Origin of the sequence: Novipirellula herctigrandis (genome assembly GCA_007859835.1) — a bacterium.
Taxonomy (GTDB): domain Bacteria; phylum Planctomycetota; class Planctomycetia; order Pirellulales; family Pirellulaceae; genus Novipirellula_A; species Novipirellula_A herctigrandis.
Genome location: SJPJ01000001.1, coordinates 1,203,954 through 1,205,184 on the forward strand (window position 1 = coordinate 1,203,954; position 1,231 = coordinate 1,205,184).

Genomic DNA, 1,231 nt, shown 5'->3' on the forward strand with positions numbered 1-1,231 from the left:
ACACGCATCAGCGGGCCGGCGCGAGATGCGTTGACTTCAAAACCGACCCGACCGCCGGCTCCGTTGCATGCGATGGTTATGCGATTTCTTCCCAGGAGTTGGACGTGCCAGAGTACTCGAACTCTGCCTGTCGCACCGCCTCAACCACGGACGAATGGTACGTGTCCGATAAGACACTCCAGTTTTCGTCGCACGAAAACAAATAGTATCCCTCATCACTGTCATATTGGCAAATAGCCAAGCAAATTGCCGGGCCTTGAGCCAAGTCGTTGCGGCGATGAACGCAGCTGCCCGTGTGGCGATGCCCGCGGTCGAGAACGTTTATGCGCAGAACGCTGGCATCATCTATTCGTAACGGAGCTGGACTTGGACTTGGTCTCGTTAGGCCGTCGATTTCTTCAAACGATGCGACCATCTCAGCGAGCCACGGAACCCTCGATGTAACTTCACGCATCGCGATTTCTTCTGTAGCGCAGAACGATTCTGTGTCACCGAAGTGGGGAATCCAGCAGTGTTCAAATTCCGCGTCTGAGTATCGTTCTTCGAGGAAGCCATAGGTGCCATCATTTCGGCGAAAGATGTTTACACGTGACTTTCGGTCGGTCGACCAAAGCGTTCGTATTGATTCTCGGGTCACGTTTCTCTATCGCATAACGGCAGAATTCACGGGGGACGGGCGAAAGACTTGCAAGCAAACCGAAAAACTCAACTCCCGTCCTCCCGTGCAATTCATGGTTCCCCGCATTTTACCATCGTCAATCAATCTTGATGCCGCGCACCCATGGAAACAGAGCAAATCGGAGTGAAACAAGCACGAAGAATACGATCGCAGTTGTCACGAAGCCGAATACGGTCGTCGCGCTGCTACGGGACAGCGTTAGGTACGATCCAGTCCACAACGGCCATGGCGCTCGGTAGCGTCGTCGGTAGCTGCGTCGTTCGTCTTCAGGGAGATCGAGGTACCAGTTTGTCCAGTCAGTCAAGTGTGACTCAGGGTGTCCCATTCGCCAACCGATACTGAATCGTGGAAGCTCAGGGAACGCAACCCATGGCGGAAGCAAGTCGCCATGTTCATCGCGAAGATCAGTAGGCTCGTTCTGGTCCTTCATCGTGATGTCAAAAACGGCATTGCGTTGGAATCGCTCAGTCGGGGAACGTCACCGTTCACCGGGCCGCGGCAAACGACATTGATTTGAGAATCCGCGCGGCCCGCGGCTCCGTGTGCAACGGA

At 54.7% G+C, this 1,231-nt stretch carries 2 protein-coding genes; both read right to left on the reverse strand.

Going from position 1 to position 1,231, the window contains the following annotated elements:
* Window positions 1-76 precede the first annotated feature (76 nt).
* Window positions 77-637 (reverse strand): hypothetical protein, encoded by a 561-nt coding sequence (locus CA13_RS04175; protein WP_146394728.1) that lies wholly within the window; start codon window positions 635-637, stop codon window positions 77-79.
* Between the two features lie 118 nt (window positions 638-755).
* Window positions 756-1,109 (reverse strand): hypothetical protein, encoded by a 354-nt coding sequence (locus tag CA13_RS04180; protein WP_146394729.1) that lies wholly within the window; start codon window positions 1,107-1,109, stop codon window positions 756-758.
* Window positions 1,110-1,231 lie beyond the last annotated feature (122 nt).